Origin of the sequence: Sporosarcina newyorkensis, assembly GCF_900167515.1 — a bacterium.
In the GTDB taxonomy this organism is placed as follows: domain Bacteria; phylum Bacillota; class Bacilli; order Bacillales_A; family Planococcaceae; genus Sporosarcina; species Sporosarcina newyorkensis.
The window spans coordinates 114,443-134,368 of sequence record NZ_FUYJ01000004.1 but is presented as its reverse complement, the minus strand read 5'-3'; the positions used below and the strand labels follow the sequence as shown (position 1 = coordinate 134,368).

Annotated in this window: 25 protein-coding genes; all 25 read left to right on the top strand. The window is 42.2% G+C overall.

All coding sequences use genetic code 11. From position 1 onward, the window contains the following. Positions 1 to 3 precede the first annotated feature (3 nt). The 25 genes from hslU to flhB all read left to right on the top strand — a co-directional run bounded on the left by hslU (position 4) and on the right by flhB (position 19,902). The gene (gene hslU / locus B5D59_RS09600) at positions 4 to 1,395 is read left to right on the top strand and encodes an ATP-dependent protease ATPase subunit HslU (RefSeq protein WP_078817864.1); all 1,392 of its coding nucleotides are present in this window, start codon (positions 4 to 6) and stop codon (positions 1,393 to 1,395) included. An 86-nt stretch (positions 1,396 to 1,481) separates the two neighbouring features. Further along, positions 1,482 to 2,258: a GTP-sensing pleiotropic transcriptional regulator CodY gene (gene codY / locus B5D59_RS09595; RefSeq protein ID WP_078817755.1), complete on the top strand. Its 777-nt coding sequence runs from the start codon at positions 1,482 to 1,484 to the stop codon at positions 2,256 to 2,258. 491 nt (positions 2,259 to 2,749) lie between these two features. Further along, positions 2,750 to 3,139 (top strand): flagellar basal body rod protein FlgB, encoded by a 390-nt coding sequence (flgB, locus tag B5D59_RS09590; RefSeq protein WP_078817754.1) that lies wholly within the window; start codon positions 2,750 to 2,752, stop codon positions 3,137 to 3,139. A 2-nt stretch (positions 3,140 to 3,141) separates the two neighbouring features. Then, complete coding sequence (gene flgC / locus B5D59_RS09585) at positions 3,142 to 3,603, top strand: flagellar basal body rod protein FlgC (protein ID WP_009765515.1); 462 nt, start codon at positions 3,142 to 3,144, stop codon at positions 3,601 to 3,603. A gap of 34 nt (positions 3,604 to 3,637) precedes the next feature. Continuing rightward, entirely contained in the window at positions 3,638 to 3,946 is a 309-nt protein-coding gene (gene fliE / locus B5D59_RS09580) for a flagellar hook-basal body complex protein FliE (protein WP_078817753.1), read from the top strand. Positions 3,947 to 4,008: 62 nt separating this feature from the next. Further along, positions 4,009 to 5,601, top strand: a complete 1,593-nt coding sequence (fliF, locus tag B5D59_RS09575) for a flagellar basal-body MS-ring/collar protein FliF (protein WP_078817752.1) — start codon at positions 4,009 to 4,011, stop codon at positions 5,599 to 5,601. 14 nt (positions 5,602 to 5,615) lie between these two features. Then, positions 5,616 to 6,629, top strand: a complete 1,014-nt coding sequence (gene fliG, locus B5D59_RS09570; protein ID WP_078817751.1) for a flagellar motor switch protein FliG — start codon at positions 5,616 to 5,618, stop codon at positions 6,627 to 6,629. Beyond that, entirely contained in the window at positions 6,622 to 7,398 is a 777-nt protein-coding gene (fliH, locus tag B5D59_RS09565) for a flagellar assembly protein FliH (RefSeq protein ID WP_050804633.1), read from the top strand. The genes fliG and fliH overlap by 8 nt, the downstream gene beginning before the upstream one ends. 2 nt (positions 7,399 to 7,400) lie before the next feature. Beyond that, positions 7,401 to 8,735, top strand: coding sequence for a flagellar protein export ATPase FliI (gene fliI / locus B5D59_RS09560; RefSeq protein WP_009765510.1), 1,335 nt, complete (start codon positions 7,401 to 7,403; stop codon positions 8,733 to 8,735). Continuing rightward, on the top strand, positions 8,732 to 9,184 hold the full coding sequence (fliJ, locus tag B5D59_RS09555) for a flagellar export protein FliJ (protein ID WP_009765509.1): 453 nt from the start codon (positions 8,732 to 8,734) through the stop codon (positions 9,182 to 9,184). Before fliI ends, fliJ begins: the two co-directional genes overlap by 4 nt. Before the next feature lies 1 nt (position 9,185). Beyond that, positions 9,186 to 9,794 carry a MotE family protein gene (locus tag B5D59_RS09550; RefSeq protein ID WP_078817749.1) on the top strand — a complete coding sequence of 203 codons (609 nt, stop codon included), beginning with the start codon at positions 9,186 to 9,188 and terminating at the stop codon, positions 9,792 to 9,794. 28 nt (positions 9,795 to 9,822) lie between these two features. Beyond that, positions 9,823 to 11,124 (top strand): flagellar hook-length control protein FliK, encoded by a 1,302-nt coding sequence (locus B5D59_RS09545; RefSeq protein ID WP_050804632.1) that lies wholly within the window; start codon positions 9,823 to 9,825, stop codon positions 11,122 to 11,124. A 3-nt stretch (positions 11,125 to 11,127) separates the two neighbouring features. After that, entirely contained in the window at positions 11,128 to 11,811 is a 684-nt protein-coding gene (gene flgD / locus B5D59_RS09540) for a flagellar hook assembly protein FlgD (RefSeq protein WP_078817748.1), read from the top strand. Positions 11,812 to 11,831: 20 nt separating this feature from the next. Next, positions 11,832 to 12,209, top strand: a complete 378-nt coding sequence (locus B5D59_RS09535; RefSeq protein WP_009765505.1) for a TIGR02530 family flagellar biosynthesis protein — start codon at positions 11,832 to 11,834, stop codon at positions 12,207 to 12,209. Positions 12,210 to 12,293: 84 nt separating this feature from the next. Next, positions 12,294 to 13,100, top strand: a complete 807-nt coding sequence (gene flgG, locus B5D59_RS09530) for a flagellar basal body rod protein FlgG (RefSeq protein ID WP_078817747.1) — start codon at positions 12,294 to 12,296, stop codon at positions 13,098 to 13,100. 56 nt (positions 13,101 to 13,156) lie between these two features. Next, positions 13,157 to 13,378 carry a flagellar FlbD family protein gene (locus B5D59_RS09525; protein ID WP_009497399.1) on the top strand — a complete coding sequence of 74 codons (222 nt, stop codon included), beginning with the start codon at positions 13,157 to 13,159 and terminating at the stop codon, positions 13,376 to 13,378. After that, a complete protein-coding gene (gene fliL / locus B5D59_RS09520) occupies positions 13,368 to 13,799 on the top strand; it encodes a flagellar basal body-associated protein FliL (protein WP_009497390.1) in 432 nt (143 codons plus the stop codon). Before B5D59_RS09525 ends, fliL begins: the two co-directional genes overlap by 11 nt. A 48-nt stretch (positions 13,800 to 13,847) precedes the next feature. Then, positions 13,848 to 14,849, top strand: a complete 1,002-nt coding sequence (fliM, locus tag B5D59_RS09515; RefSeq protein ID WP_078817746.1) for a flagellar motor switch protein FliM — start codon at positions 13,848 to 13,850, stop codon at positions 14,847 to 14,849. Beyond that, the gene (gene fliY / locus B5D59_RS09510) at positions 14,842 to 16,020 is read left to right on the top strand and encodes a flagellar motor switch phosphatase FliY (RefSeq protein WP_078817863.1); all 1,179 of its coding nucleotides are present in this window, start codon (positions 14,842 to 14,844) and stop codon (positions 16,018 to 16,020) included. The genes fliM and fliY overlap by 8 nt, the downstream gene beginning before the upstream one ends. Positions 16,021 to 16,042: 22 nt before the next feature. Continuing rightward, positions 16,043 to 16,405 carry a response regulator gene (locus tag B5D59_RS09505; RefSeq protein WP_078817745.1) on the top strand — a complete coding sequence of 121 codons (363 nt, stop codon included), beginning with the start codon at positions 16,043 to 16,045 and terminating at the stop codon, positions 16,403 to 16,405. 8 nt (positions 16,406 to 16,413) lie between these two features. Further along, entirely contained in the window at positions 16,414 to 17,097 is a 684-nt protein-coding gene (locus tag B5D59_RS09500) for a flagellar biosynthetic protein FliO (protein ID WP_078817744.1), read from the top strand. After that, positions 17,090 to 17,755 (top strand): flagellar type III secretion system pore protein FliP, encoded by a 666-nt coding sequence (gene fliP, locus B5D59_RS09495; RefSeq protein ID WP_078817743.1) that lies wholly within the window; start codon positions 17,090 to 17,092, stop codon positions 17,753 to 17,755. The genes B5D59_RS09500 and fliP overlap by 8 nt, the downstream gene beginning before the upstream one ends. 12 nt (positions 17,756 to 17,767) lie before the next feature. Further along, positions 17,768 to 18,037: a flagellar biosynthesis protein FliQ gene (gene fliQ / locus B5D59_RS09490; protein ID WP_009497384.1), complete on the top strand. Its 270-nt coding sequence runs from the start codon at positions 17,768 to 17,770 to the stop codon at positions 18,035 to 18,037. Between the two features lie 4 nt (positions 18,038 to 18,041). Further along, entirely contained in the window at positions 18,042 to 18,818 is a 777-nt protein-coding gene (gene fliR, locus B5D59_RS09485) for a flagellar biosynthetic protein FliR (protein WP_078817742.1), read from the top strand. Then, positions 18,811 to 19,902: a flagellar biosynthesis protein FlhB gene (gene flhB / locus B5D59_RS09480; protein WP_009497382.1), complete on the top strand. Its 1,092-nt coding sequence runs from the start codon at positions 18,811 to 18,813 to the stop codon at positions 19,900 to 19,902. The genes fliR and flhB overlap by 8 nt, the downstream gene beginning before the upstream one ends. The last annotated feature ends 24 nt before the right edge of the window (positions 19,903 to 19,926 follow it).

Below are 19,926 nucleotides of genomic sequence, written 5' to 3'. Positions count from 1 at the left end.
GTGATGAAACAAGAATTAACGCCAAAAGAGCTCACTGCTTATTTGAACCGTTTTATCGTCGGTCAGGAAAAAGCGAAGAAAGCAGTAGCTGTCGCAATGCGTAATCGCTATCGAAGAATGCAGTTAACAGAGGAAGAACAAGAAGAAGTCATCCCTAAAAACATCCTGATGATCGGTCCTACAGGTGTAGGGAAAACTGAGATTGCACGCCGAATCGCTAAATTAATTCATGCTCCATTTGTCAAAGTGGAAGCGACGAAGTTTACTGAAGTAGGTTATGTAGGGCGCGACGTGGAGTCCATGATTCGTGACTTGACAGAGGTCGGTGTTCGCATGGTCAAGGAGGATTTGCGTGAATCCGTCAAAGAACAAGCGCAGAAGCTTGCGGAAGAGCGCTTAGTGAAACTCCTTGTACCAGAAGCGAAAAAGAAAAATAGCGGACAAAATCCTTTCGAAATGTTCTTCGGTCAAAAAGGACAGCCGGAAGAAGAAAATCCGGAAGAACAAACAGAAATAAGACGTAAACGTTCCGAAATAGCTGAGCTGCTGAAAAATCGTCAAGTAGAGGAACAGATGGTAACTGTTGAGGTCACTGCACAGCAACCGTCGCTATTTGATGCGCTACAAGGTTCAGGGATGGAACAAATGGGTACAGGTATGCAAGACGCTCTTTCTTCTCTCATGCCGAAAAAATCAGTAAAACGCCGTATGAAAGTAAAAGATGCGCGGGTCGTATTAGAGGCGGAAGAAGCGGATAAGTTGATCGATCAAGACGAAGTGGCGCGTAAAGGGATCGAATTAACAGAGCAGGCAGGCATCATCTTCTTGGATGAAATGGATAAAATCGCGAGCAGCAACCAGAAATCTTCAGGCGAAGTGTCTCGAGAAGGTGTCCAGCGCGATATTTTACCTATCGTAGAAGGCTCGACAGTTACAACTAAGTATGGCGCGGTCAAGACAGACTACATTCTATTTATTGCAGCGGGTGCTTTTCATATGTCCAAACCATCGGATATTATCCCGGAATTGCAGGGGAGATTCCCGATTCGCGTAGAACTGGATAAATTGACAAAAGAGGATTTTGAGCGCATACTGCGAGAGCCTGATTTTTCGTTGTTACGACAATACGAGCGATTACTTGCAACCGAAGAAGTTGAAATTGAATTTACGGATAATGCAATCAGCAAACTTGCCGAGATTGCATTTGAAGTAAACAATGAAACAGAAAACATCGGTGCCAGAAGATTACACACGATTTTAGAAAAATTGTTGGAAGATCTGTCGTTCGAAGCAGCTGACATCGGTCCGGCTTCCATTAAGATCACACCTGCTTATGTAGATGAAAAGTTAGAAGGAATTGTTAAAAACAAAGATTTGTCACATTTTATACTTTAATGAAGGCTTAACTGTTTATTTAATGATTAAAAACCTTTAGAATATTCATTAAAGTCAACTGTAAATTTTGAGGAGGAACTTTAGAAATGAGTTTATTAGTAAAGACAAGAAAAATTAATGCAATGTTACAAGAAGGCGCCGGCGGTCCTGTCAACTTTAAAGAGATGGCAGAGGAATTAAGTGACGTCATCGATTGTAACGCGTTTATCGTAAGCCGTAGAGGGAAACTACTTGGCTTAGAGGTACACCATCAAATCGAAAACGATCGGATGAAAAAAATGTTTGAAGATCGTAAATTCCCTGAAGAGTATACAAATAATTTATTTGCTATCCAGGAGACATCTCCAAACCTTGATATTAACAATGAGCACACAGTCTTCCCTGTAGAGAACAAAGACTTGTTCAAAGATGGTTTGACAACGATTGTGCCGATTATCGGTGGCGGTGAGCGTTTAGGGACATTGATCCTAGCTAGATTGAAGGAAGGTTTCACTGAAGACGATCTTATCCTTGCAGAGTACGGCGCGACGGTGGTAGGAATGGAAATCTTGCGTGAAAAGTCTGAAGAGATCGAGCATGAAGCCCGCAGTAAAGCTGTTGTTCAAATGGCGATCAATTCACTTTCATACAGTGAACACGAAGCGATTGAGCATATTTTTAGAGAACTGGACGGCAACGAAGGTTTACTAGTTGCATCTAAAATTGCAGACCGTGTAGGAATTACTCGTTCCGTTATAGTCAATGCACTTCGTAAATTAGAGAGTGCCGGTGTTATTGAATCCCGCTCTTTAGGGATGAAAGGTACGTATATTAAAGTATTGAACGATAAGTTCTTGACGGAATTAGAAAAACATAATTCGTAAAAATAAAGCACTACTTCTCGTTAGGAGTAGTGCTTTTATATGTTCTTTGGCATGCGGAATGTTTTTTTCTTACTATTGCAAAAACATATGAATAATATTTCCTAGGATTTTATATCTATTTACAATTTGTCGTATTTAAGAGATATTTGTCATAAGGAAAAAGACTATGGTAAGTAAGACCGAGCTTCTTAGTAAAGCAAACTACGCTATAAGCGAACTAGTGTTTATAAAATTATGTATATGGGTAAGAGGAATAGAAGTAATGAATATTCAGTGACAAAGTTGTGTGTAATTGGAAAAAATTCAATTAAGAGCCATGAATTTTTTTGAAATATATTGGACAATATTCAGCAGAATCCGTTACAATAGACTAGTAGATTATTAGAAAATATCCTTTATATATATAGAAAATGGTAAGTAGTACACTTTTTGCGAAAAATGCTGTCGGATTAAGGTGAAATGGTACTACATGAAGAAAGGAAATAGAGCCTATGAATATTTACGGAGGCACCATTGCAATGCTTGAAAAAGGCCTGGATTATTCATCTGCCAAAAGCAAAGCTATCTCGCAGAATATTGCAAATGTCGACACGCCTAATTACAAGGCAAAATCTGTCAATTTTAAAGAAGTGTTTTCTAATGAAATTAGCAAGGGCATAGAAGCCTACAAAACGGATGTAAGACATATGGACTTCACTCGTTCTGCGGGAAGCAAAACATTTGATGTATCGAATCTCCGTTACCGACAAGATCACAACGGGGTGGATATGGACAAAGAACAGGCGGATTTAGCGGCGAATCAAATCTATAACTCAGCGTTAATTGAACGTTTAAGTGGGAAGTTCAACACATTACAAAGCGTTATTAAAGGAGGTCGCTGATTGTGAGTATATTCCACAGTTTGAATACATCTTCCTCAGCCCTCACTGCGCAACGCCTTAGGATGGATGTCATTTCGTCCAATATGGCAAATGTCGACTCCACACGTGCAAAACAAGTGAATGGTGAGTGGGAGCCGTACCGTCGAAAAACAGTGACTTTGCAACCGAAAGAAGGACAATTTGCTTCTTTCCTGCAAGCGGCAAAAGGGGTTCACTCCCACGGCGGCGCAGGCAATGGCGTAGCAGTAACACGAGTGAAAGAAGACCGTGAAACGCCTTTTAAGTTGGTTTTTGATCCATCACATCCTGATGCAAATGAAGAAGGCTATGTACAAATGCCGAATGTTGATCCGTTGCGTGAAATGATCGATTTGATGTCTGCGACGAGATCCTATGAAGCCAACGTAACCGTACTGAATGCAAATAAATCGATGCTAATGAAAGCGTTAGAGATCGGAAAATAAACAGCACAAGCTTTTAGAAAAGGAGTGAATATGGATGCCGATTCAATCAATCACTGGGGCTACATCCGCCATGTCTGTACAACAGCCTGAACTAAAGACACAGAAAACCCCTTTCGAGGCTCAGCAAAGTTTCTCCACTATGTTGAATGACGCAATTCAACAAGTAGATCAAGCGCAGCAAGCTTCTGATACAATGACGGTCAAGTTGATTAAAGGAGAAGATGTCGATTTGCACAACGTCATGATCACTGCTCAAAAAGCAAGCGTCGCACTGAATGCGACTGTCGAAATACGCAATAAAGTGGTAGAAGCCTACCAAGAAATTATTAGAATGCCTGTCTAACAGATAGTGAAACACTAGGCAGACTTAAAAATTTGCCTAGCTAGGCTGACCGGGGGATTAAAATGAAAGAAAGATTTACAAAGCTCAGAGCAGACCTCAAGGCGTTCTGGGAAAGCCGCTCGAAAAGTAAAAAAATCACATATATTGCTACAGCAGCCAGTGTTATTGCATTGGCCATTTTTTTAACGGTGTATTTGTCTAGGACCACCTATGTAACCCTCTATTCGGAAGTATCGCCGTCTGAGATAGGCCGTATCAAGGAAGTGTTAGATGGTCAGGGTGTCGCGTATCAAGTGGAGCCCGGCGGTACAGCTATATCAGTACCGGAAAAGCAGTTGGACAATCTGCGAGTTTCGTTAGCAGCGGAAGGATTTCCGGATTCCGGGCTGATCGATTACTCTTTTTTCTCAGAAAATGCGGGATTCGGTACGACAGACAATGAATTCAACATGATCAAACTTGCAGCGATGCAGACGGAACTAGCGAATTTAATAAAGGGTATAGAAGGTATCAAGGATGCAAAAGTCATGCTTACTTTACCGACAGAGGGTATTTTCGTAAATGACAGCACGCAAGAGGCCAGTGCTGCAATCATGCTGAAAACGAACCCTGGTCAAACTTTCTCAGAGCAACAGATCACCTCACTCTATAACTTGGTTTCTAAAAGCTTACCGAACTTATCTACTGACAATATTCTTATACAGAACCAGTATTTTGAGTACTTTGATCTAAATGACTCAGGAAATTCTTACGGACAGAGTGTAACTGATCAAATGGGCGTGAAAAAGACAATTGAACGAGATCTACAGAGACAAGTGCAAACGATGCTTGGCACAATGATGGGGCAAGACAAAGTGGTTGTTTCTGTTACAACAGATATCGATTTTAAAGTAGAAAAGCGTGAAGAAAACCTTGTAACACCTGTCGATGAAGAAAACATGGAAGGTATTGCGTTAAGTGTTCAACGGATTACAGAATCGTTTTCTGGAACGAATCCAGCTGTAGGCGGTACACCTGAAGCGGAAGATCCGACCGACAATCGAACTACCTATGTTGAAGGCGACATGGGGAACGGCGATTATGAGCGTTTAGAAGAGACGATCAATAATGAAGTGAACCGAATCAAAAAGGATATCGTGGAGAGTCCTTATAAAATCCGGGACATCGGCATACAAGTAATGATTGAGCCGCCGACAGCGGACGATCCTACTTCACTTTCCACTGAAGTGGAGCAAGATATTGAACGGATTCTAGAAACAATTGTACGTACTTCTTTAGATAAAGAAGCAGCTGGAGAATTGACGGATGAAATGCTGGCTGAAAAAATTGCATTGTCTGTTCAACCTCTTAAAGGTAAAAATATGGCGTTTGAAGAAACGAAGACAGCTATTCCTTGGTGGGTTTACGTAATTGGCGGTGTCTTGTTGCTAGCAATTATCGTCCTTGTTGTTCTGTTCTTGCGTAAGCGACGCAGAGATGCGGAAGAGGAAGAAGAACTGGCATTGGCGGAAGAAATGGAAGCAATCCAAGTGGATGATATTAACTTGGAACAAGAGACGGAAGCTACTGCACGTAGAAAACAGCTCGAAAAAATGGCGAAAGATAAACCAGAAGAATTTGCGAAGTTATTAAGAACGTGGATTGCTGAGGAGTAACGGAGGGGTAAAAATTGGTAAAGAAAGACAAAGGTATGTCAGGCAAACAAAAAGCTGCCCTATTGCTTATCTCTCTCGGACCTGAAGTCTCAGCGGCGGTTTATAAGCACTTAAATGAAGAAGAGATTGAGAGATTGACATTGGAAATATCAGGTGTCAAAAAAGTAGATTCCGCTGTAAAAGAGGAAATCATAGAAGAATTTCATAATATTGCCCTTGCGCAAGATTATATTTCGCAGGGCGGGATTGGATATGCGAAGACGGTACTTGAAAAAGCGCTCGGTAAAGATCATGCACAGGCGATCATTAACCGTCTGACCTCGTCGCTTCAAGTACGACCGTTTGATTTTGCTAGACGGGCAGAGCCTTCGCAAATCTTGAACTTCATTCAAAACGAACACCCGCAGACGATTGCGCTCATCCTGTCTTATCTAGAAGCGGAGCAAGCAGGATTGATCTTATCTTCATTGCCACAAGAAATGCAGGCGGATATAGCTAAACGTATTGCAACTATGGAGTCAACTTCCCCAGAAGTGATCAGTGAAATCGAAGCGGTGCTTGAACGTAAACTGTCATCTACTGTCACACAAGATTTCACGGAAACAGGCGGTGTCGATGCAGTAGTAGAAGTATTGAACGGTGTCGACCGGGCAACCGAGAAAACAATCCTCGATGCACTGGAGATTCAAGATCCGGAGTTGGCAGAAGAGATACGCAAAAGAATGTTTGTCTTCGAAGATATCATTACATTGGATAACCGCTCCATTCAGCGGGTTGTTCGTGAGTGTGAGAATGAAGACCTCATTTTATCTATGAAAGTATCAAGCGAAGAAGTAAAAGATATTCTATTCAAAAACATGTCACAACGGATGGCGGAATCCTTCCAGGAAGAAATGGAAGTTATGGGTCCGGTCAGACTGCGGGACGTGGAAGAGGCACAATCAAGAATAGTAGGTATTGTTCGCAGACTAGAGGATGCAGGCGAAATCATTATTGCACGCGGCGGAGGAGATGACATCATTGTCTAATCTATTTCGTTCAGAACGTACGGTAGTAAAACAAAATCAAGTGAAAGAAATCTCGATTCGCAGTTTGCAAAATGAACCGGTGCCTCAAGTTTCTTCTGAGGCACCGGTAAACAATGCAGCGATGTTCGCTGAGCGTAATCAGATGCTTCAAGAAATTCAGCAACGCAGCGATATTGCGAATGCTGATATTCAAAAGCGAATGGAAAGTGCAGCAGTAGATATCGAGTCGATGCGCTCTGCCTGGTCAAATGAAAAAGAGCAATTGCAGCAGCAGGCATATGACGAAGGGTTTCAGGCTGGCTTCGAAGATGGGCGCAATAAAGTGATATCAGATATGCAGGAAATGATCCAAGCCGCAAATGAAACAACGACATTGTCCTATCAGAACGCTACGCAATATTTGATTAACCAAGAACGAGTCATTTTGGATATTGCGCTTCGTTCAGCTGAACAAATTATCAACCAAACGATTGAAGAGGATGAAGAAACATATCTTTCAATTGTCCGGAAGGGTATAAAAGAAGCACAAGAAATGAAAGAAATTAAACTATTTGTTCCCACAGAACACTTTAAAATGGTGACCGATAATCGAGCAGAATTATCCTCCATCTTTCCGCCTGAAACGCCATTCTTGATTTTTGTCAATGAAGACTTTGACGCCACGGATTGCTTTATAGAAACCAATCACGGCCGCATAGTAGTAAGCGTCGATGAACAATTGAACGAACTGAAAGAACAGCTTGTTGAAATTATGGAAAGTGGTGCGTAATTTTGAGAAAAGCCGAAGATCTTATCCGAATTATTCCAAATATCAACACGATGAAAAAGTATGGCCGAGTTATTCGAGTAGTCGGGTTGATGATTGAATCGCAAGGGCCTGAATCTTCTATTGGTGATGTATGTCACATCCATTTAAATGTACCAGATACAGGGCGTTCGATTATTAAAGCGGAAGTAGTGGGATTCCGTGAAGAAGTCGTCATGCTCATGCCATATACGGACATCAGTAATATTTCAAGCGGCTGCCTAGTTGAAACGCTCGGTAAACCTCTTGAAGTAAAGGTTGGAATGAACTTGATAGGACAAGTTCTCGATTCCATGGGTAATCCGATTGATCACAGTGCATTGCCAAAAGGTTTAGCAACTGTGCGGACAGAAAACAGCCCCCCGAATGTCCTTACGCGTCCGACAATTAATGATAAACTTGCAGTCGGAGTTAAAGCTATTGATGGCATGCTGACAGTAGGAAACGGCCAGCGGGTCGGAATCTTCGCAGGGTCAGGTGTCGGGAAAAGTACATTGCTCGGAATGATTGCTCGCAATACTGAAGCGGATATAAACGTTATTGCACTAATCGGAGAACGTGGCCGGGAAGTGCGAGAGTTTATTGACCGTGACTTGGGACCTGAAGGGTTGAAGCGTACGATCGTTGTGGCGGCCACATCGGACCAACCTGCGCTCATGCGGATCAAAGGTGCTTTTACAGCTACTGCGATCGCGGAGTATTTCAGGGATAAAGGTATGAATGTGATGCTGATGATGGATTCGGTTACGCGGGTAGCAATGGCGCAGCGAGAAATTGGACTGGCTGTTGGTGAACCACCTGCAACGCGCGGCTATACACCTTCTGTTTTTGCTATTTTACCGAAACTTCTAGAACGTACAGGCACCAATGAACTAGGCGCAATTACTGCTTTCTATACAGTGCTTGTGGACGGTGACGACATGAACGAACCGATTGCAGATGCAGTCCGGGGGATTCTTGACGGCCATATCGTGCTTGACCGAACGCTTGCAAATAAGGGACAGTACCCTGCAATCAACGTCTTGAAAAGTGTCAGCCGTCTAATGAATCATATTGCAGACCCTGAACACGTCAAGGCAGCAGAACGATTGCGTGAACTCTATTACACTTACGATAAATCAGAAGACTTGATCAATATCGGAGCTTATAAAAAAGGGACATCCAAAGAAATAGATGAAGCAATTGAATATGAGCCGATTATCACGAACTTTTTGAAGCAAAGCTATAAAGATAATGTCCAGCTGGAAGATACAGTGAATGAGATAGTAGCTTTAGCTTCTGGAGGAGGCGGCAACATATGACTTCTTACCACTATCGTTTTGAAAAAGTGCTGACATTGCGCGAGCAAGAGCGGGATGAAACAGAAATGGCTTATAAAGAGGCCATTCAGCAATTTGAGGAAGTGGCGAGGGAGCTGTATGATCAGCTGAAGAAGAAAGAAGACACGCTTGAAGAACAGCAACAGCGGATGAGCACAGGTTTTTCTATCGATGATTTGCACCACTATTCACGTTTTATTAACACGTTGGATATGAAAATTGATTATATCCAACAGGAAGTGGTGAAATCACGTTCAAAAATGAACTGGTACGAGTCGCAGTTATTAGAAAAGAATATAGAAGTAAAGAAATTCGAAAAAATGAAAGAAAAAGGCAAACAACAATATGATGCAGAAATGGACCATGTGGAGGCAAATCGGATCGACGAACTGTCTACGATGAAATTTCGCTCGAAAGAAGACAGGTGGTAAAGTGGCTAAAGCTAAGAAGACAAAAGAAACGAAATCAGTAGAATTAAAAGAGAAAAAGTCTGCCGGTTTTTTTCAGATTTTATTGGCATGGATTATTATACCCCTTATGTTCACAACAGCTGTCGTATTAATCATCGCCAAAGTTGCTGATATCAATGTGTTCGATCAGGCAAAAGAATGGACATCTAAGATCCCTTTTTTAGAAGAAAAAGCGCCCGATGAAAAAGTCGAAGGTGATTTAATTTTAGAAGAACGCGTCATTTCATTGCAGGCAGAAATTCAAGAAAAAGAAGCACAGTTATTTGAAGTCCAAGATGAACTAACGAAAGTAAAGGATTCAAACGAAACGCTGGAAATAGAAAAAGAGAAATTGAATGAAGAAATCGAAAAAATGAAGCGCGCACAAAGCGAATCCAAAAGAGATTTCAAAGAAATTGTCACCACATATGAGCAAATGTCGGCAAAATCTGCTGCTCCTGTTATTACGAAAATGGGCGATGCGGAAGCTGTGCAGATTTTATCCAACTTAAAACCTGCGACTTTAGCAGCGATACTTGAAAAAATGGCACCGGAAGAAGCTGCGAAATATACTTCCATGCTCACAAAGTAGTATAATCATAGTGGAAGGAGGTGAGAGAGTGAATTTAGGACTATTAATGGGAGTCAGTTCTTCTAGTGTTCCAGCTAGTTCTCAAGTCTCTTCATCTGCAAATGCAAAGGGAGCGGGTTTTGGCAGTGTATTCCAAAGTTTAATGGGAGCATCTCAATCGTCGGATGTACAACAGTCAACCGGGAAAGATGTAGAAACGGCTCAATTGTTGGAAGGTATTTTGCAAGCAGAAACGTTAGAGGAGCTTGCGGGGATTCTTGAACAATTGGAGCAAGATGAACAGACATCCCTAGGTACAGCTTTACAATGGAGTAATGGCATAGAAGCGTCTTTAGCAGACTTGAAAAATATTCAGAAGTTTCCTAGTTTGCAACAATTGGCATCTATTATTAGCGGAAATCCTGATAAACTAATAGAAGAGATGACGAAGGCGCTGGAAGAAGCCGGGTTAGATGAAAAAGCAATCGATCAAATGCAGGCAACAGGTGATATTTGGTTTGTGATCGAGTCATTGCAAAATTTGTCGTCTGATCAATTGAATGAAGCGATGCAGCTGTTGCCTGAAAAAATAACAGTAGATATCGCAGCATTATTCAAAGCGATTGAACTTTCAGCCCCTTCAAAGGACCTGTTCGTTAGACAGGAAGAGTTAATTCATACAATCCAACCTTTACTGGCGCAATTTGCGAGTCATTTAGAAGATAAGGCGATACAGCCTGAAGTGAAACAAGCTATCCAATTACCTACTGCAGTCCAACATATGATCCGATTTGCGGCAGAACAACCTGCTACGGACACAAAACAACAGGAACAGCAAACAAAGAATGAAACACCCGCTGTGCAACCTGCATTGACCCAAACAGAAGGAAGACCTGTATTCCAGATGACGCAGACAGAAAAAGTGCCGGAAAGCCGCAGTGAAGCGTTGATGCGCGAGTTCCAAGCGATATTGAATCGGGCAAATTTCGGACAGACAGGAGGAACGAATCGTCTGATGGTCAAGCTTTATCCAGAACATCTGGGACAAGTGCGTATTGAGTTGCTTGAAATTAATGGCGTGATGACGGCAAGAATCTTAGCATCCACTGCGATGGCACGTGAAATGCTCGACAGTCAAATGCATCAGCTACGTCAAGCGTTCAATCAGCAAAACTTACAGGTAGAGCGTATCGATTTGTCACAAACAATACAAGAACCTTCTAAGAATGATCGGGAACAGGCGTTCAATAAACAAAACGAGCAACAGAAAGAACAGCTTACAGAACAAGATCAAAATCAGGATGAACAAGAACGGACTTTTGAAGAGTTCATGATTGAACTGGAGGTATAGACATTGCCCAACGAAATTAATTCACCAGAAGGATATAAACCGATTACAGATTCAATGTACCTGATCAATAAGCAGCGAGATGAACGAAAGACTGGCCCCGACACGATGGGGAAGGATGCCTTCATGAAAATCCTTATTGCACAGTTGACGAATCAAGATCCAACGAATCCGATGAAAGATAATGAATTCATTGCACAAATGGCCCAGTTTTCGTCACTCGAACAAACGATGAACATGGCAAAAGCATTTGAAAAGTTTGCAGAAGCGCAGAACCAAAGTCAATTAATTCAATACAACAGCTTTATCGGCAAAGACGTTAAATGGCATGAAGTGACAGATAAGAAGGATGAAGACGGCAAGCCGATCATCAATGAAGGAACCGGAAATATTCAATCCATCAAATATGTTAATGGTTCGATTGTGTTTACATTGGAAGATGGAAAAGAATTAACTCCAGGTAATATTTCTGAAGTATTATCATCTGGTGCAGGCGGAGGTTCCGATAGTCAACCGAACAATCTTGTGCAGGCAAGTATGCTTATTGGCAAGACAGTCGGTTATATGGATGGCGACGAAGAACGTACAGGGAAGGTAGTTTCTGTTACGAATAAAGATGGCAAGTTGCATTATATTTTGGAAGGCGACATTAAGATTGAAGGAAACCAATTCACTTCGATCAGTGAATAAGACAAGAATGGAGCGATGTCATGAATAAGATTGATTTCCATCGCATTCCATCACAGCCACTCATACACCAAGGGAAAAGCCAACAGACAGCCAAGCCTAATCATTCATTTATTGAACATTTGCAGAAAGCGACGCAACCGGAGAAGTTGAAGATCAGCAAACACGCAAACGACCGCCTACAAGAACGAGGCATTCAAATGACTGATGCAGAATGGACACGCATCTCAGAGAAAGTGGACGAGGCGAAGAGGAAGGGAATACGTGAATCACTTGTGTTGACCGACCAGGCTGCACTCATCGTCAGTGCAAAAAATTCAACCGTCATCACCGCGATGGACCGCATGGAAGCAAAAGACCAATTATTTACGAATATCGATGGCACGATACTACTCAGCTAAACTTGGCAGGACCTTACGAGGATGCCAACGCATCGCCGACTGAATGACGCGGTGCACTTTAAAATCGAGAGGGGAAACTACATTATGTTACGGTCAATGTACTCAGGAATATCAGGATTGAAAAACTTTCAGACGAAATTAGACGTGATTGGTAATAATATTGCGAATGTGAATACGTATGGATTTAAGAAGGGGCGTACTGTATTTAAAGACTTGTATTCACAGACTGTGTCTGGTGCTACCGCTCCAGGGGGACCACGTGGTGGTGTGAATCCTAAGCAAGTAGGTTTGGGTTCTCAATTGGCTACCATTGATACAATCCACACTCCTGGATCTACACAGTTTACTGGTAATACACTAGACCTTGCGATAGAAGGAGATGGTTTTTTTGTGGTTGGTGAGGCTGGAGGTGCTGGAGGTGCCAATAGCCTATACACAAGGGCCGGCATTTTTTACATGGATAAAGCAGGAGACTTGGTAGATGGAGATGGTAGATATTTGTTGGATAGTGCGAATGCCAAGATAAATATACCTGAAGGATCTAAATCAATTTCAATCGGGCAAAATGGTGAAGTGAAATATGTGGACTCTGCGGGCGCTCTACAAGGCACTCAGAAAATACAGCTTGCTAAATTCAGTAACCCAGGAGGACTTCAAAAAGTTGGAGGAAACCTCTACCAAGATAGCCCGAATGCCGGTAAACAGACAGGTACTGACCCTCTTCAAGGCGGTCGCGGCTCCATAGTATCCGGCTCCCTAGAAATGTCTAACGTCGACCTATCAGAAGAATTCACAGAAATGATCGTAGCACAACGTGGATTCCAAGCCAACACCCGGATCATCACAACATCAGACGAAATCCTGCAAGAACTCGTAAACTTGAAACGATAAACCTAGCATAGAATAAAAAAGGAGGGTCGGGCCGGCCTTGGCCTGGCCCCTTACATATGATTAAAGTAACGCGGTTGAATCGAACGACATTCACATTAAATGCTTTGTACATAGAGAAGGTCGAGTCGTTTCCAGACACGACGATCACATTGACGACAGGGTCAAAGTATATTGTCCTTGATACGGTTGAGGAAGTGAACAGCCGGATCATTGAATTTTATCAAGCGGTCCAGTTGCTGTCGAATCCGCATATCCGGGGTGAAGAAGATGAAGAATAAATTATTGACGATCTCATTGATTATTTTAGTAAGTATCACACTTATTGGCGTGGTGGCAGTTGTTCTAATTTTGAATTTTAATAAAGGCGATGAAACTGCAGAGAAGGGTCCGAACATCGATGAAATTCTTGAGTCCTCTGTCGATATCGAGGAAATCACGACGAATTTATCAGGTCGCAATTTCATTCGCGTGTCACTCAAGATTCAGACAGACAGCAAGAAAGCGGCAGAAGAGCTGACAAAACGAGACTTCCAAGTGAAAAACCTAGTAATTCAAGAGCTTTCCGAGATGACAGCGAAAGATTTTGAAGGAAAAGCAGGAAAGCAGCAGTTCGAGGATTCTATTAAAGCCCAACTGAATGAATTGATGCAAGATGGTAAAATAGAGAAAGTGTATATTGTCTCTTACATTATTCAATGACGAAAGTTATGATCTGTAAGAGGTGCTTACGCAAGAGGAGGTGGGCTTATGTCGGGAGATGTACTGTCCCAAAATGAAATAGATGCGCTGTTGTCTGCTTTATCGACGGGTGAAATGTCAGCGGAAGAAATGAAAAAAGAAGAAGAAACCCGAAAAGTACGCGTGTATGACTTTAAACGGGCACTGCGTTTCTCGAAGGATCAGATTCGCAGTTTGACACGAATCCATGAAAACTTTGCTAGATTGCTGACGACCTATTTTTCTGCTCAGCTGCGCACATATGTCCAGATCAATGTTGTGTCGGTCGATCAGATTCCATTTGAAGAATTTATCAGTTCGATTCCGAATATGACATTGATCAATATATTCGATGTCTCGCCTCTAGAAGGCAATATTTTGATGGAAGTGAATCCGAATGTTGCGTACTCCATGCTTGAACGCTTAATGGGTGGATTTGGCTCTAGTTCTGGAAAAGTAGATAATATGACGGAGATTGAAACAAAGATTTTAACGAACTTATTTGAACGTTCATTTGATAGTTTACGAGAGGCTTGGTCGGGACTGATTGAAATCGATCCATATCTTGCGGAGATGGAAGTCAATCCGCAGTTTTTGCAAATGATTTCTCCAAATGAAACGGTCGTTGTCATTTCATTTAATATCGTTATAGGCGAATCGAGCGGTATGATTAATATGTGTATTCCGCATATTGCACTTGAACCTATCATTCCAAACTTATCTGTCAGTTATTGGATGCAGACGAATAAAAAAGAGCCAACTCCAGAACAGAGTATACTTCTGGAGAGGCGCATTAAAAAAGCGACATTACCGGTAGTTGCTGATTTAGGAAAAGGAGAAATTTCTATAGAAGATTTCCTTTACCTGCAAATGGGAGATGTCATTTCATTGGATACGAAAATTGAAGATCCGCTCGTCATTCGGGTAGGAGAAACACCGAAATTTACCGCACAGCCAGGGAAATTGAGAAACCGGATGGCTGTTCAAATACTGGATACTTTGAAGACGGGAGGGGATGAGGATGATGAGTGATAACATTCTTTCACAGGAAGAAATTGAAGCGTTATTGCGCGGTGAAACGCTGGAGCCGGCTGAAGAACCAGCATCGGAATCAGCAGACATCCAAATCGGCGATTACTTAACAGATATGGAGCAAGACGCCCTTGGAGAAGTCGGGAACATTTCATTCGGTAGTTCAGCGACTGCTTTGTCCGCGTTACTCGGACAGAAAGTAGACATTACAACACCGAAGATTTCATTGATTAATCGCGATGAGTTGGACAAAGAGTTTGTCCACCCGTATGTCGCAATAAAAGTCGAATACACCGAAGGTTTGAGTGGTGTCAATTTACTTGTTATTAAGCAAAGCGATGCAGCAATTATAGCTGATTTGATGCTCGGCGGGGACGGTACTTCCCCGAATGAAGAGTTGAGCGATATCCATTTAAGTGCTGTACAGGAAGCCATGAATCAAATGATGGGTTCTTCTGCTACATCCATGTCGACCATATTTAATAAAAAGGTGGATATCTCACCGCCTACCATTGATTTGATGAACATTCAACTAGATCAAGGAACAGAACATATTCCACCGCATAATTTGCTGATCCGTGTGTCATTTAATTTGAAGGTGGGCGAATTGATCGACTCGGATATTATGCAATTATTCCCGCTGGAATTTGGGAAGAAACTTGTCTCATCTCTAATGGGAGAAGAGGAGGCTGCGACGGTTACGGAAGAACCGCCGGCCCCAACACAGCCTGTAGCTCAAGAAACGCCAGCGCAACAAGAGGTTCAGCAACCTGCACCGCAGCCTGAACCAATGTATCAAGCACCACCGCAGCAACAGGTTCAACAAGCACCAAGACCGACACAGCCGCAAGTACAAGTGCAGCAGGCAGAATTTGCAAGCTTCCAAGCACCTGGCTTAAGTAAAGATGAAGCAAATAATTTAAATATGCTGCTTGATATACCACTTCAAGTAACTGTGGAATTGGGCAGAACAAAGCGTTCTGTACAAGAAATATTGGAAATGTCCAGCGGTTCAATTATCGAACTGGATAAATTGGCTGGGGAACCAGTAGACATCTTAGTCAATAATCGCTTTATTGCAAAAGGCGAAGTAGTGGTCATCGATGAAAACTTCGGAGTCCGCATTACGGATATACTGAGCCAAATGGACCGCTTGAATAACTTACGATAGTAGATATCTGGAGGGAATAGGAATGGGAAAACGAATTTTAGTAGTAGACGATGCGGCATTTATGCGCATGATGATTAAAGATATTTTGACGAAAAACGATTATGAAGTAGTAGGTGAAGCGGCAGATGGTGCACAAGCCGTGGAGAAGTACAACGAATTAAAACCGGATCTCGTGACAATGGATATTACGATGCCAGAAATGGACGGTATTGCGGCGCTTAAAGCGATTAAAGGTACGGATCCTTCTGCAACAATCATTATGTGTTCTGCTATGGGTCAGCAAGCAATGGTAATTGATGCAATCCAAGCGGGAGCAAAAGATTTCATCGTTAAGCCTTTCCAGGCAGACCGTGTTATTGAAGCGATCGACAAAGCGTTGAGCTAAGTCGCCTTATGATAGCAAAAATAGTTACCAAATGGCTTATTGTGTTGCTTGTCTGTCTTGTTTTCATGCCCCAAGCATATGCGGAAACAGATCCTGACGCAAAAATCTCCGATTGCATCGGAAAAGGAAAAGATTGTAGCTCTGATACTCCCCTTTTGGACAATCCAGACAGTAATAAAATTTCCGATCCGGAGACTACAATGGATCCGCCGAAGGGTTTAACTGCTTGGGATTATATCCGAACGTTTCTCGCCTTCATTTTCGTCATAGGTTTACTTGTATGGTTGCTGCGTTTTCTAAATAAACGCAACCGGAACTTCGATCAAACTCGCTTGATGACGAATTTGGGCGGTGTGTCGCTTGGGCAGCATAAATCAATCCAATTAGTAAAAATGGGTAATCATTATTTCGTTGTAGGCGTAGGAGAAGATGTCCAACTTCTTAAGGAAATTGAAGACCCAGATGAAATTGCCGACTTGCTGGCACGCTATGATCAAGAGGGCAGTGAAGTACAAAAAGGGTTAATCTCACAGGTTTATCAAAGATTTTTTGCGAAATCAAAATCTGGGGACCCGGTAGGAGAAGCCTCCGATTTCAGTCAGTTGTTTTCATCCAAAATGGAAGAGATCAAAGCGGATCGCAAGCAGCAGTTGGATCGAATGAAGGGGAAAGGGAGCGACCGGGATGACTGATTTTCTAAATTCATTTTCAAGCAGTGATCCGGCCAATGTCTCCACTTCAATTAAAATGCTTCTGCTGCTGACAGTCCTGTCACTGGCACCCGCCATTTTAATTTTGATGACTTCATTTGCACGGATCATTATTGTGTTGTCTTTTGTTCGTACAGCACTTGCGACTCAGCAGATGCCGCCTAACCAAGTGCTGGTGGGACTTGCGTTATTTTTAACTTTCTTCATTATGGCACCTGTCTTATCGCAAGTGAATGAAGAAGCCTTGACGCCATTATTCGATGAGGAAATTTCATTAGACGAGGCGTACGAACGCGCCAGTGGGCCATTCAAGGAATTCATGAGTCAACATACAAGACAAAAAGACTTGGAATTATTCATGAGTTACAACCAAATGGAACGGCCAGAAACAATCGAAGAGATTCCATTAACGATGATGGTGCCTGCTTTCGCATTGAGTGAAATCAAAACCGCATTTCAAATGGGCTTCATGATTTTTATCCCGTTTCTCGTAATTGATATGATTGTCGCCAGTGTCCTCATGTCGATGGGAATGATGATGCTTCCGCCTGTCATGATCTCATTGCCGTTTAAAATATTGCTGTTTGTCTTAGTGGACGGTTGGTATCTCATTATCCAGTCATTGCTACAAAGCTTTTAGGGAGGGTTTTAGTTGACGAGTGAATTTGTGATTTCCATTGCAGAACGGTCAGTATGGGTTATTCTTCTCGCTGCTGGACCTCTTTTGATCGTAGCGTTATTGACTGGGTTAGCCGTCAGTATTTTTCAGGCAACTACACAGATTCAAGAACAGACATTGGCATTCGTGCCTAAAATCATAGCAGTCATGGTTGCTATTGTATTTTTCGGCCCTTGGATGCTTTCTTACGTTACCAATTACGCGAGTGAAATCTTTTCCAATCTCTCTAGGTATATCGGGTGATTAAATGAATGAACTCATCCCATCACTGCCTGCATTTTTACTTATACTAACGCGTGTCACTTCTTTTTTCGTTACGCTGCCGCTTTTTTCATATCGATCGATTCCAACGACTCAGCGCTTGATCTTTGCTGCGGTTCTCGCTTGGATGATGTCCTATACTGTGGAAATGCCGGTTATGGAAATTGACGGACAATACATATTGCTTGTAATAAAAGAAGCGGTAATTGGCCTGTCGATTGGTATAGCTGCCTTTATTATTATGGCTGCCATTCAAGTGGCAGGCGGGTTCATCGACTTTCAAATGGGTTTTGCCATCGCCAACGTCATCGATCCGCAAACTGGTGCTCAATCTCCTTTGCTCGGCCAGTTTTTCAATTCATTGGCGATGTTGCTGTTACTTGCGGTCAACGGCCATCATATGCTGCTGGACGGTATCTTCTACAGTTACGAGTTTGTCCCGGTCAATGAGTTGTGGCCGCCGTTTGGCAGCGAGGGAATGGCGGAATTCATGGTTCTGACATTTGCTAAAGCTTTTGCCATTGCGTTTCAGATGGCGATTCCTGTTGTCGCTACTTTGTTTTTAGTAGATTTGGCTCTTGGAATTACGGCAAGGGCAGTTCCGCAACTGAATATATTTGTTGTCGGATTCCCTATCAAGATCGGTGTCAGTTTTCTCGCAATCGTGACGATGTCGGGTGTGCTGATTACCTTAATGAAAAAACTGTTCGAAGTGATGATCCTGACAATGAGAGATTTGATGGTACTGCTGGGAGGTGGCTAAATTGTTACTAAGGCTGGATTTACAATTTTTCGCCGGCGAGAAAACTGAAAAGGCCACTCCGAAAAAACGGGAAGATTCTCGAAAAAAAGGGCAAGTACTGAAAAGTCAGGACGTCACAAGTTCGATTGTTTTACTCTCTGTGTTCCTGTTCATGTTTTTTGCGGCAGGATTCATGAGAGATAATTTCTTTGTTTTTTTTCGTGAATCTTTTACGCATTTTATACCTATACATACGTTGAACGAAGATCAAGTCATGCTAGTCTATATGGATATCGTCAAACAGATGGCGATTATATTATTGCCTATTATGGTGATAGCTGTAGTTGCAAGTGTTGCAGCCAATCTACTGCAATTTGGCTTGTTATTTACTGGTGAACCATTAAAATTTGATCTAAAAAAGATTGATCCAATTAAAGGATTGAAGCGTATATTTTCAATCCGCGCCATTGTAGAATTATTGAAATCAGTATTAAAAATTTCGTTTATTGGTACGGTTACTACATTAGTTATTTGGATGAACTTCGGACAAGTGCTTGACTTGGCTTTCCGAACCCCTCATATGACACTGCTGACAATCGCTAAATTAGTGGGGATGATGGGAATTATCGCTTCACTCGTTTTGCTTTTTATTTCGATATTGGATTTTTTATATCAGAAATTTGACTATGAAAAAAACCTAAGAATGTCCAAACAGGATATTAAGGATGAACATAAAAATATGGATGGGGATCCGCTCATTAAGTCCCGGATTAAGCAACGTCAGCGAGAAATGGCGATGCGGCGTATGATGCAGGAGATACCGGAAGCGGATGTCGTCATCACGAATCCTACTCACTTTGCCATTGCATTAAAGTATGATGATGAGAAAATGGATTCGCCCATTGTTGTGGCGAAAGGTGCAGATTTTATTGCACAAAAAATTAAGATGATCGCCAAAGAGCATGAAATTGTCATGGTTGAAAATCGGCCGCTTGCACGTTCCATGTATGATCAAGTAGAAGTTGGCGATCGCATTCCGGAAGAGTTTTTCAAGGCGGTTGCTGAAATTTTAGCGTACGTTTATCGCATTCAGCGAAAAATATAAGTGAAATAAGAAAGTAGGGATGGC

Coding starts and splice junctions, on each gene's coding strand:
- flgB (WP_078817754.1), top strand. CDS start 2,750: ATGAATATTTACGGAGGCACCATTGCAATGCTTGAAAAAGGCCTGGAT.
- hslU (WP_078817864.1), top strand. CDS start 4: ATGAAACAAGAATTAACGCCAAAAGAGCTCACTGCTTATTTGAACCGT.
- B5D59_RS09525 (WP_009497399.1), top strand. CDS start 13,157: ATGATTAAAGTAACGCGGTTGAATCGAACGACATTCACATTAAATGCT.
- fliR (WP_078817742.1), top strand. CDS start 18,042: ATGAATGAACTCATCCCATCACTGCCTGCATTTTTACTTATACTAACG.
- fliP (WP_078817743.1), top strand. CDS start 17,090: ATGACTGATTTTCTAAATTCATTTTCAAGCAGTGATCCGGCCAATGTC.
- B5D59_RS09500 (WP_078817744.1), top strand. CDS start 16,414: ATGATAGCAAAAATAGTTACCAAATGGCTTATTGTGTTGCTTGTCTGT.
- fliY (WP_078817863.1), top strand. CDS start 14,842: ATGAGTGATAACATTCTTTCACAGGAAGAAATTGAAGCGTTATTGCGC.
- fliJ (WP_009765509.1), top strand. CDS start 8,732: ATGACTTCTTACCACTATCGTTTTGAAAAAGTGCTGACATTGCGCGAG.
- B5D59_RS09505 (WP_078817745.1), top strand. CDS start 16,043: ATGGGAAAACGAATTTTAGTAGTAGACGATGCGGCATTTATGCGCATG.
- flgG (WP_078817747.1), top strand. CDS start 12,294: ATGTTACGGTCAATGTACTCAGGAATATCAGGATTGAAAAACTTTCAG.
- fliE (WP_078817753.1), top strand. CDS start 3,638: ATGCCGATTCAATCAATCACTGGGGCTACATCCGCCATGTCTGTACAA.
- fliM (WP_078817746.1), top strand. CDS start 13,848: ATGTCGGGAGATGTACTGTCCCAAAATGAAATAGATGCGCTGTTGTCT.
- codY (WP_078817755.1), top strand. CDS start 1,482: ATGAGTTTATTAGTAAAGACAAGAAAAATTAATGCAATGTTACAAGAA.
- fliL (WP_009497390.1), top strand. CDS start 13,368: ATGAAGAATAAATTATTGACGATCTCATTGATTATTTTAGTAAGTATC.
- B5D59_RS09535 (WP_009765505.1), top strand. CDS start 11,832: ATGAATAAGATTGATTTCCATCGCATTCCATCACAGCCACTCATACAC.
- fliF (WP_078817752.1), top strand. CDS start 4,009: ATGAAAGAAAGATTTACAAAGCTCAGAGCAGACCTCAAGGCGTTCTGG.